15 protein-coding genes and 2 pseudogenes are annotated in these 15,215 nt (G+C 45.1%); 8 read left to right on the forward strand and 9 right to left on the reverse strand.

Annotated features, from left to right (window positions below; genetic code table 11):
• Positions 1 to 141 precede the first annotated feature (141 nt).
• On the forward strand, positions 142 to 273 hold the full coding sequence (locus tag HHK01_RS15730) for a hypothetical protein (RefSeq protein ID WP_265575551.1): 132 nt from the start codon (positions 142 to 144) through the stop codon (positions 271 to 273).
• Between the two features lie 700 nt (positions 274 to 973).
• Here HHK01_RS15730 and HHK01_RS03375 read toward each other — a convergent pair.
• Both HHK01_RS03375 and HHK01_RS03380 read right to left on the reverse strand, forming a co-directional pair.
• Positions 974 to 1,915, reverse strand: a complete 942-nt coding sequence (locus HHK01_RS03375; protein ID WP_170006427.1) for a nucleoside hydrolase — start codon at positions 1,913 to 1,915, stop codon at positions 974 to 976.
• 182 nt (positions 1,916 to 2,097) lie between these two features.
• Entirely contained in the window at positions 2,098 to 2,613 is a 516-nt protein-coding gene (locus tag HHK01_RS03380) for a GNAT family N-acetyltransferase (protein WP_170006428.1), read from the reverse strand.
• A gap of 83 nt (positions 2,614 to 2,696) precedes the next feature.
• Between HHK01_RS03380 and HHK01_RS03385 the strand changes: the two genes are divergently transcribed.
• Positions 2,697 to 3,992: a Zn-dependent hydrolase gene (locus HHK01_RS03385; protein ID WP_170006429.1), complete on the forward strand. Its 1,296-nt coding sequence runs from the start codon at positions 2,697 to 2,699 to the stop codon at positions 3,990 to 3,992.
• A gap of 536 nt (positions 3,993 to 4,528) precedes the next feature.
• Here the strand turns inward: HHK01_RS03385 and HHK01_RS03390 are convergent.
• The 7 genes and pseudogenes from HHK01_RS03390 to HHK01_RS03420 all read right to left on the reverse strand — a co-directional run bounded on the left by HHK01_RS03390 (position 4,529) and on the right by HHK01_RS03420 (position 9,308).
• On the reverse strand, positions 4,529 to 4,882 hold the full coding sequence (locus tag HHK01_RS03390) for a phospho-sugar glycosidase domain-containing protein (protein WP_170006430.1): 354 nt from the start codon (positions 4,880 to 4,882) through the stop codon (positions 4,529 to 4,531).
• A gap of 18 nt (positions 4,883 to 4,900) precedes the next feature.
• Entirely contained in the window at positions 4,901 to 5,794 is an 894-nt protein-coding gene (murQ, locus tag HHK01_RS03395; RefSeq protein WP_170006431.1) for an N-acetylmuramic acid 6-phosphate etherase, read from the reverse strand.
• A gap of 130 nt (positions 5,795 to 5,924) precedes the next feature.
• Complete coding sequence (locus tag HHK01_RS03400) at positions 5,925 to 6,770, reverse strand: MurR/RpiR family transcriptional regulator (RefSeq protein WP_228027642.1); 846 nt, start codon at positions 6,768 to 6,770, stop codon at positions 5,925 to 5,927.
• Positions 6,771 to 7,077: 307 nt separating this feature from the next.
• Positions 7,078 to 7,216 (reverse strand): annotated as a pseudogene (locus tag HHK01_RS15875) (6-phospho-beta-glucosidase); the annotation flags it as partial.
• An 84-nt stretch (positions 7,217 to 7,300) separates the two neighbouring features.
• A complete protein-coding gene (locus tag HHK01_RS03410) occupies positions 7,301 to 7,609 on the reverse strand; it encodes a hypothetical protein (protein ID WP_170006434.1) in 309 nt (102 codons plus the stop codon).
• 55 nt (positions 7,610 to 7,664) lie between these two features.
• Positions 7,665 to 8,966, reverse strand: a complete 1,302-nt coding sequence (locus tag HHK01_RS03415) for a PTS sugar transporter subunit IIC (RefSeq protein ID WP_170006435.1) — start codon at positions 8,964 to 8,966, stop codon at positions 7,665 to 7,667.
• A 33-nt stretch (positions 8,967 to 8,999) separates the two neighbouring features.
• A complete protein-coding gene (locus HHK01_RS03420) occupies positions 9,000 to 9,308 on the reverse strand; it encodes a PTS sugar transporter subunit IIB (protein WP_170006436.1) in 309 nt (102 codons plus the stop codon).
• A 479-nt stretch (positions 9,309 to 9,787) separates the two neighbouring features.
• Between HHK01_RS03420 and HHK01_RS03425 the strand changes: the two genes are divergently transcribed.
• The 6 genes and pseudogenes from HHK01_RS03425 to HHK01_RS03450 form a co-directional block, all read left to right on the forward strand.
• Positions 9,788 to 10,126: a PTS lactose/cellobiose transporter subunit IIA gene (locus HHK01_RS03425; RefSeq protein ID WP_170006437.1), complete on the forward strand. Its 339-nt coding sequence runs from the start codon at positions 9,788 to 9,790 to the stop codon at positions 10,124 to 10,126.
• On the forward strand, positions 10,126 to 11,220 hold the full coding sequence (locus HHK01_RS03430; RefSeq protein ID WP_170006438.1) for a DUF871 domain-containing protein: 1,095 nt from the start codon (positions 10,126 to 10,128) through the stop codon (positions 11,218 to 11,220). Before HHK01_RS03425 ends, HHK01_RS03430 begins: the two co-directional genes overlap by 1 nt.
• Complete coding sequence (gene anmK / locus HHK01_RS03435; protein WP_170006439.1) at positions 11,217 to 12,353, forward strand: anhydro-N-acetylmuramic acid kinase AnmK; 1,137 nt, start codon at positions 11,217 to 11,219, stop codon at positions 12,351 to 12,353. The genes HHK01_RS03430 and anmK overlap by 4 nt, the downstream gene beginning before the upstream one ends.
• On the forward strand, positions 12,350 to 13,255 hold the full coding sequence (locus HHK01_RS03440) for a BadF/BadG/BcrA/BcrD ATPase family protein (protein WP_170006440.1): 906 nt from the start codon (positions 12,350 to 12,352) through the stop codon (positions 13,253 to 13,255). The genes anmK and HHK01_RS03440 overlap by 4 nt, the downstream gene beginning before the upstream one ends.
• A gap of 332 nt (positions 13,256 to 13,587) precedes the next feature.
• Complete coding sequence (locus HHK01_RS03445) at positions 13,588 to 13,842, forward strand: hypothetical protein (protein ID WP_170006441.1); 255 nt, start codon at positions 13,588 to 13,590, stop codon at positions 13,840 to 13,842.
• A gap of 298 nt (positions 13,843 to 14,140) precedes the next feature.
• A pseudogene (locus tag HHK01_RS03450) lies at positions 14,141 to 15,198 on the forward strand (YeeE/YedE family protein); the annotation flags it as partial.
• Between the last annotated feature and the right edge of the window lie 17 nt (positions 15,199 to 15,215).

Genomic DNA, 15,215 nt, shown 5'->3' on the forward strand with positions numbered 1-15,215 from the left:
ATAATAAGAGTGGACTTTGGCAGATGACTTAGGAAGGAATTTCGGAAAAAACCTAACAAAAGATCAAAAAATGCGCTATAATACACAAGAAGTTTATAGTGACTTGAAGACGAAATTTTTACAAAGTAAGGTGATGTTCTTATGATGAATACCCTTGTGCAGCGCATGGAGAAAGTACCCTTTTACATCGCTGGTGTGATTTATCTCGCATGTCTCATTGGAGCAGGATATGGGTTTTATGAAATTGGCATGTGGCTTGGGGACAACTATTAATACATGGGAAAGGGGATGACTCCTGACGTGGTCACCCCCTTTTGTTTTATCGAAATTCAGAGTAGGTTCGGCTAAAACATCTGCCCCTGACCGCGGATATCTGCCCTTGACCGCGGATATCTGCTCCTGACCGCGGATATCTGCCTCTGACCGCGGATATCTGCCCTTGATCGCGGATATATTCTCCTGACCGCGGATATCTGCCCTTGACCGCGGATATCTGCCCCTGATCGCGGATATATTCTCCTGATCGCGGATATCTGCCTCTGACTGCGGATATCTGCTCCTGACCGCGGATAACTGCCCCTGATCGCGGATATCTGCTCCTGACCGCGGATAACTGCCCCTGACCGCGGATATCTGCCCTTGACCGCGGATATATTCTCCTGATCGCGGATATCTGCCCCTAGCCGCGGATAACTGCCTCTGATCGCGGATATCTGCCCTTGACCGCGGATATATTCTCCTGATCGCGGATATCTGCCCTTGACCGCGGATATATTCTCCTGACCGCGGATATCTGCCCCTGATCGCGGATATCTGCCCTTGACCGCGGATATCTGCCCCTGATCGCGGATATCTGCCCTTGACCGCGGATATCTGCCCCTGATCGCGGATATATTCTCCTGACCGCGGATATATTCTCCTGACCGCGGATATCTGCCTCTGACCGCGGATATCTGCCCTTGACCGCCGCGGATTAGGTAGGTTGCGGAGATATCAGCACGCGCATGGTTTCCTGCATGTAATGGTCATACGGGAACGATACAACGATATGATGGTGACTTTCCTCATCCCGATATATTTGTCGAAAATCGGCAACACTCATCCCGCGAAATGAGCCATTTGTTTCTACAGATACCTTTTTTTGCATGGTCGTCAGCCGATTCATATGAACAATCCCATAAATGACCAGCAGATCATGAAGGGGAGGCCCATCCAATGAAGGTTTCAATTCTTTATACGCTTTTGCGTAATATTCCAGCATGGGACGGTACAACTGCCTAAACGAATTTTCACTTTTTGCATATAATGTTTTGCGAAACACTTTTGGCCACACAGCATTTACCGTAACGTTTAGTGGAAAAATAGTCACTTTCTTGCTTTTTTGCAAAACGATGTTCGTGGCAATCGGATCTCCGTGCCAATTTGCCTCAGCAACAGAGGTTACGTTTCCTGGCACGTGAAACGCACCGCCCATAAGTACGATATGTTGGACTTTTTCCATTGTCTTCTCGGATAAAATAAAGGCAGATGCCAATGATGTTGAACGGCCCACATCTACAATAACAAAATCAGGATCACTTCCACATTTGTCAATAATGTCAAATAGGGTACCGAAACCTTTTTCAACTCCTGGATACGACGGCGAAATAACTTGCCCAATCCCGTATTCTCCATGAATTTCCGGATAAAACACTTTGAAATCAGCAGACAAAGGTCCAACTGCCCCTTCAATAATAGGGATAGATTGTTTGCCAGCGAGATGGGTTAAAAAGTGGGCGTTATCAATTGTTTTCTGCTTACTAACATTCCCATAACTCGTCACAATCCCTACAACTTCAATTTTTTCATGCAGCAGCGCATACATAATGGCAAACGCGTCATCAATGCCCGGATCACAAAAAAGCAACACCTTCACACAACCGCCCCCCAAATATTTTAAAATTTTCCATATGCTACACTGTATCGTATGCAATTATCGGGAACAGGTACGCCCCGCCTTTTGTCGAAAAAATTCCAGGAACAGGTACGCCCCGGAATTTGTCGAAAAATATAATAAAAGCGCACTCAGGACAAAATCCCTCGGTGCGCTTTCACATATTACTGGTTTTCAACCCACTCCCGCCGCAGTAACCCCATCTCCACAAGCGACCACATTTCGCCTTCAAATGGCATGTTTTCGCGGAGAAGTCCTTCCCGTTTAAAACCGATTTTTTCGTACACGCGAATGGCCGACATATTGAAGTCCCAAACTCCTAGCGACACTCTATGTAGATTCATTTCTTCAAATGCGATTTGACAGGCTTTGTGCACCATTTTTGTAGCATACCCTTTTCCTCGGTGTTCAGGGGAAATAAACACTTTGCCAATCCGAGCTGAGTGTTGGAGTGGACCGAGTTGTCCGAGCGAGATGTGTCCGATGGCTTCCGAAGTTTGTGGATCGTAGGCAGTAAAGTTTCGCTGCGCCGCTTCACCTCGATACTTGTCCAACTGTTCTTTTGTTAATGGATATGTGAGCTTTGTACCTGCCCATTGCGCGGTGAGGCGAGCCGAGTTGATCCAGCTCATGAGCAGCGTGTCGTCTTCTTTGATGTACTCGCGTAAAGAAATCGTCATCGTGTACCCTCCTGTTGAAATTTTCGCCATCTTTAGTATACTAAACTGCAAAACTTACGAAAAGAAAGAGGAGAGTGAGCCGAGTGAGTCATGTGTATAGCAGAGAAAGACTGGAAGCAGAGCTAGGAAAGAACCCGGTAGATCCATATATAAAGGAAGAAGATGTGCTGGAGTTGCTAGACGCCATCGCAGCTGTTGGTCGCACGGCTGAGGGAGGCTTTACACGTCCACCGTACTCTGCAGAAGACAGAGAGGCGAAAGCAATTTTCCGTTCGCATATGGAGCAAATTGGATTGCCCACGTGGGAAGATGCTGCTGGAAATTTGTTCGGGAGATATGAAGGGACAGATCCGGATGCAGCCGTTGTGCTCACAGGTTCCCACTTAGATTCAGTGCCGAATGGAGGCGCTTTTGACGGGCCGCTCGGTTGTGTCAGTAGTTTGCTAGCTGTGAAGGCGTTGAAGGAGGCTGGCATTCGTCCGAATCGTTCAATTGATATCGTCGTGTTCATGGACGAAGAAGGATCCCGCTTTCAAAACGGCTTGTACGGAAGCCGCGTTGTCATGGGGGACGTGACGCCGGAACAGCTCCTCGCTTTTTCAGACGACAAAGGAATTGAACTTGTCGACGCGATGGCGGAACAAGGCTATGACTACAAAAAAATCGGTGAAGCGAAACGAAACGCAGCCGACATTCATGCCTTCATAGAGCTGCACATTGAACAAGGGAAACAATTAGAGGAAGCTGGCGTCCCGATCGGTGTCGTAAACGGAATAGCTGGACCTTCGTTTACAAATTTCACGTTTATTGGAGAAACTGACCACGCAGGGAATACCCCAATGACTAACCGCAAAGATGCGAACGCGGCTGCCAGCGAATTTGTCCTTGCCGCCGAAGAGGTAGCACCAACGATCAGTGAAACAGCCGTGGCAACTGTGGGTCGAATGATCGTTCACCCCTGTGGATCGAACGTGATTGCTGGGAAGGTAGAACTCACGCTAGATGCGCGTGATATTCACGAAGGAAACCGCGATAAAATGGTGGAAGAACTGATGGATAGAGCAAAGGCGATCGCCACGAAACGCGGACTTACCGTGAACATCGAAACCGCCATCCGCATCCCACCAGTACCAATTCACGAGGAGATGCAAACCCTGATCCGAAACGCGGCAGAGACGGCAGGTACTAAAAGTATGCCAATCGTCAGCGGAGCGGGACACGACGCCATGAACATCGGCCGCCACGTCCCAGTCGGCATGATTTTCGTCCCAAGCCACCGCGGCAAAAGTCACTCCCCGGAAGAATGGACCAGTTTACCTGACTGTGTGCGGGGTGTTGTTGTGTTACGGAATGTGTTGTTGGAGTTGGCCGAGGGGTAGGAAAGAGATGGGGAAAAGCACACCATTTTATGGGTGTGCTTTTTTAGTGGAAAGGACAGAGACTCAGGGAGGGATGCGGAGAATGCTCAGACTCAGGAAGAAATACGCAGACTCAGTAGGGGGATGCGCAGACTTAGAATGAGATACGCAGACTCAGTAGGGGATGCTCAGACTTAGGACGAGATACGTAGACTCAGTAGGGGGATGCTCAGACTCAGGACGAGATACGCAGACTCAGAGGAGAATGCGCAGACTTAGGACGAAATACGCAGACTCAGCAGGGGATGCTCAGACTCAGGAAGAAATACGCAGACTCAGTGAGAAATGCGCAGACTTAGGAAGAAATACGCAGACTCAGGAAGAAATACGCAGACTCAGCGGAGAATGCTCAGACTCAGGAAGAAATACGCAGACTCAGCGGAGAATGCTCAGACTCAGGAAGAAATACGCAGACTCAGTAGGGGGATGCTCAGACTTGGTCAAATAATACCCAACTTAGAGCCCGATAAATCGATAGGTGCTTGGTACCCGTCGTATTATACAAACCGGAATTGCCCCCCACGCCCAACCATCCTCAATAATGGAAGGTCCTCTGGATGAACATATCCAATAACCGCTACGTCGGGATGGGCAGTGAGGGCTTCTAATGTGATTTGCAATCTACCGGCGTAGCGTCCATATGGTACTTGATCAACGGTAATGCTGCCTACATTTCTTTCCGTATCGGTATACGCATCTAACCTCGTAAGAAAAGAAGTTTGCAAAGCGGAGTACCACCGAATTCTTGCTAGATTCATACCAACTAAAATCCCCAATGAAGCAAATAATGCCCCACCAATGGCAAGTAAAGTCATGATCAAAGTGTTTTCTCTATCCGCACCAGCGTTCACGGCGAAGTTTGCTCCCTGTTAGTTGCTTTGTAATGCCCCTCTTACAAACCCCTTTGATTCTAGCAATCTATTTTTTGCTTCCTGTAAGGAGCATGTAGACAAAATCATGACAATCGCTGTTTTTACATGTCGTTCCGAAGCCTCGAAATACTCCTGAGCCACTTCTTCGGTTACTCCAGTTGCATCTTGGATAATATTGAGGCTTCTTTGCTGGAGCTTCTCGTTCGTTGACTTCATATCAACCATCAAATTCTCATACACTTTTCCAATTCCGACCATAGAAAGAGTGGAGATCATGTTGAGCACAAGCTTTTGGGCGGTGCCGGCTTTGAGGCGAGTGGAACCTGTCAACACCTCTGGACCCGTTTCCACTTCAATCGGATAATCGGCATATGTGCTCATCGATGCCTTTTTGTTGCACGATACGCTCGCCGTCACTGCACCGAGCTCCTTCGCTTTCTTTAGGGCGCCGATTGCATATGGTGTGCGACCACTTGCAGCAAGTGCGATAACGACATCTCCTTTACGAACACCATGATTTTGCAAATCTAGCGCTGCGGCTTCCTCAGAATCCTCGGCACCCTCTTCTGCTTTCACATACGCCTCAGCCCCACCTGCGATAATTCCTTGCACTTGCTCGTAGGAAGCACCGAAAGTAGGGGGGCACTCCACCGCATCGAGAACACCGAGTCGACCACTCGTGCCTGCACCAATGTAGAAGAGTCGGTTGCCGTTCTGGAAAGTCTCTCTTACGGCTTCAACCACTTTTACAATCAAAGGAAGCTCCTTTTCAATCGCGACAGGTACTGTCTTGTCTTCGGTATTCATGACACGAAGGGCTTCCAAAATAGGAAGTTGGTCTAGTAAAGTTGTTTTGCTATTTCGTTTCTCAGTTGTTAAATGATCTATCATGTGAACACCTCTTTTAAAACGCTCTCATTTTACTTGTAGTGTAACACGGTGGAATTAAACGTCAATATTATAATAATTATTTGTGAAATTTAATTCCATACAGGATCAAAAAAGACGAGGGCTCGTGTGCCTACCGTCTTAATTTTACTGCCTCTGAGCGAGCATTATCAAACTGCTCAAGAACGTCCGCACCGATTTGGTGAAACAGGCTTACATAGAGCCCGTCAATAATATTCAGCTGCGTCATTTTAGAAGCAATACTTCCGATTCGATAGTCTTGCTCCAAATTTGGAGTGACGAGGAGTGTGTTGCTAATTTTTGCCAATTGGGATTTTGAGTTTGCTGTGATCGCCAACACATGGGCACCACGATTTTGTGCAAATTTAGCCAGTTCGCAGACGTCACTCGTTTGACCGGAGTGGCTCAAACCAATCAAAATGTCGTTTTCCCCGAAATGAGTGAGGTAGGAGAGCATGAAGTGGAAGTCCCCGGAAGTGAGCGCTGAATACCCTAGCTTGGAAAATTTGTAATAGCCATCGAATGCAGCTGTTGCGGAGCCTCCGACACCAAAAAAGGCCATCCTACGTGCTTCACCTAATGTTTTTACAGCATTTTCAAATTCCTTTTTCTGTAGAGTGGACTTTGAAAACTCTAGCGCATCCTTATTTAGCTGCGTTACTTTTTGGAACAATTCATGTGGGGTGTCCTTCTCTTTTAAAATGGAAAAGTCGTTTACGTTGATTGTGTGAGTGGCAAGCTCCCTAACAAGGGTCAGCTTGAACGTTTTAAAACTCCCGACCCCGATCGACTTACAAAAGCGAACGACTGTTGCATCACCCACTCCAACCTTTTGTGCAAGCTCATTGGTTGTCAAGTTTGGGATCAAATTAGGGTACTCCAACACATACTTTGCAATTTTGTGCTCTGCCTGAGTAAGGTGATCTTTCCATTGACTGATTGTTTGCAATAAACTCAAGCGCATTCACCTGCTTTGTGTATGATGTTTTCAGTATAGCATAGGCACGCTCTACGCTAGTTCCTTCTAATTCAAGACAATTGTGGTAGGTATTCACGGTGTGCTACTTGTAAATCGTCCAGCACAATTTTTACCTTCGTATTACTTGGTACGAGAGGGTTCATTGTTAATGCAAGTAGTGCCTTTTCATAGGAATCTTCTACATCAGTTTCAACAGCTACCCACTCATATGACTAAATTGTTGTACAAGTCCGTGTGCAGATTCAGGCAATCGATCGATGTGATGAGGAATGGGGGCGTCACTGTAATGAACTTCCATGTCGATCCCCTCAGCTTTAACCATCCTTTGTGCGAGTGACCCTACAATTTGTAATTTCTCTTTACCAGATTTAATATTCACAAGCCATAGTTCTGTGACTGGGAATTCACTCCAAACGTTGAAACAAAACTTCTACAAATCCTGGCGTGTAACTGGAGCCCCCACCAACTGTAACAACTTTTTACTTTTTGCGTTCAATGAAAACACCTCTTTACCCTTCAAATAATCCGTTCATATTTCCGAATACAATATAAAAAGTGACAAGTGCACTAACTAATAGGGAGATGGCTATGAAAAAGTAAAGTTGCTTTTTTGTATATAGTTTTCTTTCAATTTTCCATAGAACAAAGGTAAGACCTAAAGATAGAGATAAACTTGCAGAAATAAAGGTGGAGAGTTGGGTGTAAATCCCCATGATTTCAAATAAACTTGTCCCCGCAATAGTCCCTGCCACCGCAATGATAAAGAAAATAAGAACACTTTTGATCCCTAACGATAACGGATGTCGTTTTTCCATCATATGATTACCTCCTTATGCTAGAAGGGATAGGTAAACACCTATCCCCTTTATCGTCTTACATAGAAGTCGTCGATTCTGTCGTGGAAGAAGTCGTTACATCTTGTTGTTCTTCTGCCAACATTTTTTTGTCGTACATTTTAAAGAATGGGAAGTAGATTAGAACTGCAATGGTAATATTTACGAGTACAAGTACAACTGCTCGCCAATCCCCCCCAGTAGCTAAATACGCTCCAATTGGTGCAGGTAGTGTCCAAGGTGGCATTGTATAGGTTGCACTAACAAGTCCAACAACCGTTGCTATATACGAAAGAGTTCCCAATACTAATGGTGTAATAATAAACGGAATAATTAAAATAGGATTTAACACAATTGGTGCTCCGAAAATCACTGGTTCGTTAATGTTAAATAGTCCTGGGACAATGGATGTCCGCGCTAAAGTTTTAGTGTATTTTGCGCGACCAAAAAGCAGCATGGCAATGAGGAGACCGAGTGTTGCTCCTGAGCCTCCGATCCAAATGAACCATTGGTAAAAAGTTTCGGGTGCAATATAAGGAAGGGAAGAAGACCCACCAGCTACTGCTTCAGAGTTTGCAACAAGATAGACTTCCCAAATTGGACGAGCAACCGTTCCAACTACAGAAACCCCATGAATCCCGAAGCTCCAGAAGAACGTAATCAAAAAGACCGGAGTTAACACACCAGGAAGACTATCTCCAGCCGTAATGAGTGGTGCGGTTAAATCGCCTACTACTTCATGAAGATTCACACCAATGACAAGTGTAATAATCGCCATGAGCCCTACAAGAAAACCTACTGGTAGTAATGCCTCAAAAGAACGGGCAACAGAATCAGGGACCTGTTCTGGCATTTTAATGGTAATGTTTTTGGACTTGCAGAAGCGCAAAATTTCAACTGCAAATATTGAAACAAGCATCGTAACAAACAAACCTTCGCCACCGAGAAATTTCATTGGTAAGACAAACCCAAAATCTTCAGTAATTTGTGGTGTAAGTGTAAGTAATAAAGCACCCACAGCCATTTGAGCTCCAGACAATGGGTCTAGGTCATAGCTTTTCGATAAGTTATATCCTACCCCAAACGCTATATATAAGGACATGATGAACATTGTGACACGGTACGGAATTAAAATCTGCGCTGCGTTTTCGCTTGCCCATTGTGTAATACCCCAATCCTCTGGAAGCGGTGGGAAAGCCAAAATTAAGAAAAAGCTTCCGATAATGATGAACGGTAGTGCCGAAACCACCCCATCCCGAACTGCGCGTAAGTGACGTTGTTCAGACAATCGTGCCATAGGTCCTGAAACTCTGTTTTCAAGAAAGTTTACGAAGCGATCCAAGTAAATTTCCCCCTTTGTTAACGTTGAAACAACTTAGGAAGTCATTTCATTTAATTTTTGAAGTAATTTCGGTCCACCTAACGGACTATAAGCTTGTGGTGGAATCGGTTCACAAGGAACCCCCGCTTGATCCGCGACCTTTTTCACAGCGTCAAAGCGGTGACGTACTTGTGGGGCGACCATGACAACGTCCCATCCTTTACCAATTTCGCTCTCTACGTCACTCGTACCCACGGCATTTACGTCTACTTCCAACCCTTGTTTACTGGCTTCGATCTTCAATGCCTTTACGACAATCGCCGAGGACATACCGCCAGCACATACAAACAGAATCTTCTTCATTCTCTAACTCCCTTCTTAGTCAAATAATCACTGAGGCAAAAAGTACATCACGATCAAGTGCTCTTTCGACCCTTTCAGATTGACAAGATGATGATAAATACATATAAGCAATCAATGGCTGTTTGCAAAAAGATGCTATAAGAGGATGTTCAAAAAGTCCGGGAAACATAGCTGTCGAATTTCTTCGTCAGCTTGCTCCTCCGCTCCTCACGTACTCACACATGCGCACCGGTGCACGGAGTCTGCGCTTCATCGAAATTCTCGGCTCTTTTTGTCCTCCTTTTTGAACACGCATTATAGGGAAAATTTACTAATCTGAAGTTTTGAAAAAATGAAAGGGTTTTCAACCATAAATTCAGTATAGTGTTTTGATAGAGTAATTTCAATACATTTTTTAAATGATTGAAATAATACTCCGTTTTGTATGGACATGTTCCGAAACCATCTTGTATTCTGTAGGTAAGCGTTTTCTTAGGAGGATGAATATGAAAAACATAGAAACGGAAATTTTTGAATTAATCTCTTTTGGTGGGAATGCACGTGCACTCGCCTTTGATGCCTTAAAAGAAGCAGAGAATGAGAACTTTTCTGAAGCAAAAAAGTTAATGGAAGAGGCGGAGGCGGAATTAAATAAAGCGCACAATACGCAGACCAAGCTGATTCAATCTGAAATCAACGGAGAAGAGTTTGAAAAATCATTGTTGCTCATTCATGCACAAGATCATTTGATGACGGCAATAAGTGAACAAGGGCTCATCAGACACATGATTCGCATACTCGAAAAAGTAGAAGAGAAAATGAAAGGAGAGGATTTGTAATGGGTAAACTCGGAATTTCAATTTATCCCAATCATAGTACTCCGGCTGAGGATCAGACATATATCGATCTTGCAGCGAAGTATGGCTTTGAGCGGTTGTTTACTTGTCTCTTATCTGTAGAAGGCAACAAAGAACAAATTATTCGCGAATACCGTGAGACGATTGAGTATGCGAAAGAGAGAGGCTTTGAAGTGATTGCCGACATTAGCCCACGTGTGTTCGGTGCACTCGATATCTCTTATAGCGACCTCAGCTTCTTCAAAGAAATTGGAGCAAGCGGGATACGTTTAGACCTCGGGTATTCCGGTAATGAAGAGTCGATTATGACGCACAACGAACACGACTTACTTATCGAAATTAACATGAGCAACAACACCCCGTACGTCGATCAAATTTTGAGCTACCAACCAAACACGAAACGGTTGATCGGTTCGCACAACTTCTACCCGCATCGTTATGCTGGGCTTGCTTTCGATCACTTTGTCAAATGTAGTGAGCGGTTTAAAATGCACGGGCTAAGAACCGCAGCATTTGTTAGTTCACACGAAGCGAGCTTTGGACCGTGGCCAGTTGTGGAAGGACTTCCGACTTTAGAAGAGCACCGTGAGCTCCCGATTGAGACGCAAGCGAAGCACTTGTTTGCGACAGGATTGATTGATGATGTCATGATCGGTAATGCGTATGCATCCGAGCGCGAACTGGAGGCTTTACGCGACATTGATCAAGAGCGACTTACACTCAAAGTCCAATTGGAGGATGGGCTAAGCGATTTAGAGAGAAAAATTGTTCTAGAAGAATTCCATTTTTATAGAGGAGACGTATCAGATTATTTAGTTCGATCCACACAAAGCCGTGTGAAGTACAAAGGTGAACCCTTCCCACATCATCATACACGCGACATCGAACGGGGTGATATTCTAATAGAAAGTGATCTGTACGGACAATACGCAGGAGAGTTGCAAATTGCACTAAAGCCGATGAAAAACTCCGGTAAAACAAACGTCGTCGGTCAGATTGTAGAGGAAGAACGTTTTTTACTCAATTATTTGGCACCGTGGGGCAAATTTGCGTTTACTGTAAGGGGAGACGTATGACACTTTATATCGGCTGTATGACGGGAACCTCTTTAGACGGATTAGACGTTGCCTTAATAGAGGTGACAGGCGAAAAAATTTCGAGAAACACCGTACGCCTTGTCGACTATTCTTCTAGTGAGTACACACCTGAAGAGCGCGAACGCCTCGAGAACTGCATGAATTTGGACTCGGTTTCGATTGGGGCAATTAGCGAATTGAACTTTACGCTAGGAAAAAAAATTGCGGATGCCGTCAACGATTTGTTGGAGAAGACAGGCTATAGGTGTGAAGACATTCGTGCGATTGGATCTCATGGACAAACGCTCTACCACGGGCCCCCAGGAGTTGACGCGACTCCATCGACGCTTCAAGTCGGAGAGCCAGCCGTCATCGCTTACGAAACAGGCATACTCGTAGTCTCTAATTTTAGATCGATGGACGTCGTTGCAGGAGGACAAGGCGCACCACTCGTTCCATTCACCGAGTTTCTTCTATATAAAGGAGAGGAAGGTCTGCTCCTGCAAAACATCGGAGGAATCGGGAATGTGACAGTGCTACCACCTAACCCTTCAATTGACGACGTCTTGGCATTTGACACGGGACCTGGGAATATGATGATTGATGCGGTTTGTCGTAAAAAGTTCAACGTACCCTATGACAAAGGTGGCCAGCTCGCGGCGAACGGTGTTGTTCATGAAGGCTTGTTGGCAGAGCTTATGCAAGACGATTATTTAGAAAAGCCACTTCCCAAGTCCACCGGTAGAGAACGGTACGGTAGCCAGCTTGTCGACCCGCTACTCGAAAAGTGGGCAGAGCTTGATCGTCATGACATTCTAAGAACAGTGACGGAGTTTACCGCCCGTACGATCGAATTGAATTTACGAAAGTTTGTGTTGCCAAAGCATACGATCGGTAAACTAGTCCTGGGTGGGGGAGGAAGGTATAATACGACACTTATGGAATCCATCAAGGCTTGCTTGCCAGAGCTTGAAGTTTGTACACAAGAAGACCTAGGCTACCGATCCGATGCGAAAGAAGCAATTGCTTTTGCTCTTTTTGCCCATGCGTGTTTAGAAAGAATGCCTTCTAACGTAAAATCAGTGACTGGCGCCGCTAAATCGGTTGTGCTAGGAAGTATTACGAACCCATGAGTCTTGTAGTGCTAGGGATTGATGCTGGTGGGACGAAGACAGAAGGGGTTTTGTATGATGCCTTATCGAAAAATGAGATCAATAGATTCTTAGCCGGGCCTGGAAATCCCATTGTCCGAAAGAAAGAAGCATGGCAAAACATCGAGCATGTCATTTGTCAGGGCATCCAGCATGTCAATCTGGTCGGGCTCACGATGAAGCATATTGTTTGTGGCGTGGCAGGTGGGAACGCGTCAGAAGAATCAAGTAATTTTGCTAGGAAGACAAAAGAGAAGTACCACTGTAGCGTAATAATACTCAACGACGCCCAACTCGCGTACTATGCCGATTTTGGTCAGAAAGAGGGCGTGCTGACGATCGGAGGAACAGGCTCGATTTCCATGACGAGAAGGGGAGGAGACTGGATTTCAGTCGGCGGCTGGGGACATTTGCTTGGTGATGAGGGCAGTGCGTATTGGATAGCTATGGAAGCACTACGAAAGGTGATGAAGGAACTGGATCAAGGGCAGCTGTCGCGATTCAGTCAGATCATCGTAGACGAAATCGGCAGTGTGGAATCCATTGAAAAAAGAGTCAAGCAGTTTGTATATACGTCTGACAAGTCTGATATCGCTTCATTAGCTGTCACAGTCGGAGAATTGATGGAAGAAGGAAATATGGAAGCGATTGGGATCGGGGTAACTGCAGGGTACTTTCTTGCTGAACAAACGATCCAATGCGCTAGCCAGATAACTAATGCGGGAAAGCTGTTCGTCTCAAAGAGAGGCAGTGTACTAAAAAAAAATGAAACTGTCAGCAAAGCTTTCGACTTCCGAATACAACAAAAAGTCTCCCTATATCAATTTGATATGATCACAAGTACTGAGGGGAGCTGCTGTATAGGAGCTTTATATGCAATTTAACAAACCCCCTGGCCCTGAGGTTGAGTCAGGGGTTTTTTGGAACAAGCCACAATTAGTAGCTCGTTTGCTTTATTGGCACGTTCGTGGAATGCACTGAAACAACAGAAGTGAGCTTAGGAGGACTTAATCATCATCTGGCGAATTGTTAAATAGAGCACGGATAATCATGTAACGGTAACTTATGTAATGAGTATTATTAAAATGAATTTGTATTTTTACACGCCCCCAATCAAGGGGTGCACAGAAAGTAGTTTACATGTTTTTCTAGAATTGAAATCGTGGTAAGAAATTAATAATAGTATAGCGTAAATCGAACAGGGGAGGAGAATTGAATGGGTAAATTGGAAGTTGTTAGTTTGTCAATGTTTATAATAGGGATTTTGTTTCTCATTTTTGGTTGGACGCAATCATGGTCTTTTGGTGCGGACTCTTCTGAATTTGATGAAATTTTTATTGCTAGAACCGTAAAAACCTATGTGTTCATAATAAACGGAATAATTCTAATGCTATTGGGTTTGATATTTGAAGTAATTGATAGACACTTTAAGTCATTAGAAAGTAAAATATCGAATTTAAGTGATGAGTAAGATAAAGGATAACATTCTAGGATGAGAAGGACTGTTTTTACGGTCTTTTTTTTCATTATACTAACTAAATACTAGCGGGTACGCCAGAGTCTGATGAAGTTACTCAATCAGATAATTGGTATTATTCTTTCTGAATGGAAAAGTAGCTTATCAGGCTGTCGAGGGTGTCTCGACAGCTTTTATCGTTACCATGGATCGAATTACCTATACAAATATTTACAGTTCAATTCCGTTGACGTAGGATGTGTCTCTCCGTTATTGTAAAGTATAGTTTTCCAATAGGGATTTGTTATTCGTAGTTTTTCATGCTCGCTTTGGTTTTACTTCAGCATTTCGTCGTTTTGTGGCGGTCGGAAATGGTGAGGCGTTGCGGGCGCATATGGTGATGCTTGCTATATCGAGTACGTTATTTGCAATTATTCTTTCTACTGGATTTAGTTTAACAGGCGGGTCTGTTGCTGGTTATGTTTCACCAATTGGCGTGAGCGTTCTCGTTGGTGCTTTTTTGTTCGGATTGGGAATGCAGCTCGGGAGTGGGTGTGCGTCTGGAACGTTGTATGCGGTTGGTGGCGGAAAATCGTCTATGTTCATCACCCTTGCCGCGTTTATCGTTGGTTCTGTGTTAGGGGCGTATCATTGGAATTTTTGGATGAACGAAACGCCTTCCCTTGAACCGATTTCGTTGGCTGAAGTGACGCCGTTCGGTTACTTAGGTGGTTGGGTTATCCAAATCACCGCGTTTGCGTTGATCTACTTCGGAACGCTGTGGATTGCACGCAAGAAAAACCCTCCAAAAATGGAGCAGCCACCGACTACAGTAGGTTGGAAGCGATTATGGCGCGGGTCTTGGCCATTATTGACGGCGGCGATCGTGTTGGCCGTGTTGAATGCGCTCACACTTGTTCTTCGCGGTTCACCGTGGGGCATTACATCTGCCTTTGCGCTATGGGGTTCACAAGGACTTATGGCAATGGGTATAGATGTTAGTGAGTGGGCTTACTGGCAAGGGAAAGCGAGTCTGACATAATCTGTCTTCATGGATTCCACTAGTGTCATGAACTTTGGCATTATAGTGGGTGCGTTTTTAGCGTCACGTCAGCAGCGGCAGGTACGTTCAAGCTAGGCAAAATTAAGCCGGGCATTGCAGCAGCGTCTGTGATTGGTGGTCTTATGATGGGCTACGGTGCACGACTCGCATTCGGTTGTAACATCGGTGCCTATTTTGGCGGCATCTCATCATTCAGCGTACACGGCTGGGTGTGGATGGTGATGGCGCTTCTAGGAACAGGCGTGGCGTTACTCGTTCGCCCAATGTTTGGTTTGAAAAATCCGAAGCCGAATGATTCAGTTTGTTAGCGTAGAAAAAGCGTGTT

The sequence above is a fragment of the Bacillus fonticola genome, assembly GCF_012955605.1.
GTDB classification, from domain to species: Bacteria; Bacillota; Bacilli; order Bacillales; family JC228; genus Bacillus_CG; species Bacillus_CG fonticola.